1 rRNA gene is annotated in these 212 nt (G+C 51.9%); it reads right to left on the bottom strand.

The features are described from left to right. A 23S ribosomal RNA gene (locus tag F3J38_RS27920) occupies positions 1-212 on the bottom strand; the annotation flags it as partial.

Raw genomic sequence — 212 nt, 5'->3', positions numbered from 1 at the left:
TTTTGTGTACGGGAGTATCACCCTGTACCCTGCGACTTTCCAGACGCTTCCACTAACACACCAGCTGATTCAGGTTCTGGGCTGCTCCCCGTTCGCTCGCCGCTACTGGGGGAATCTCGGTTGATTTCTTTTCCTCTGGGTACTTAGATGTTTCAGTTCCCCAGGTTCGCCTCGCAACACTATGTATTCATGTTGCGATGATGCACAGAGTG

Source organism: Candidatus Pantoea formicae (assembly GCF_011752625.1).
In the GTDB taxonomy this organism is placed as follows: Bacteria; Pseudomonadota; Gammaproteobacteria; order Enterobacterales; family Enterobacteriaceae; genus Pantoea; species Pantoea formicae.
Note: the sequence above shows the minus strand (reverse complement) of the source record. Positions and strands in the feature narration are given on the sequence as shown.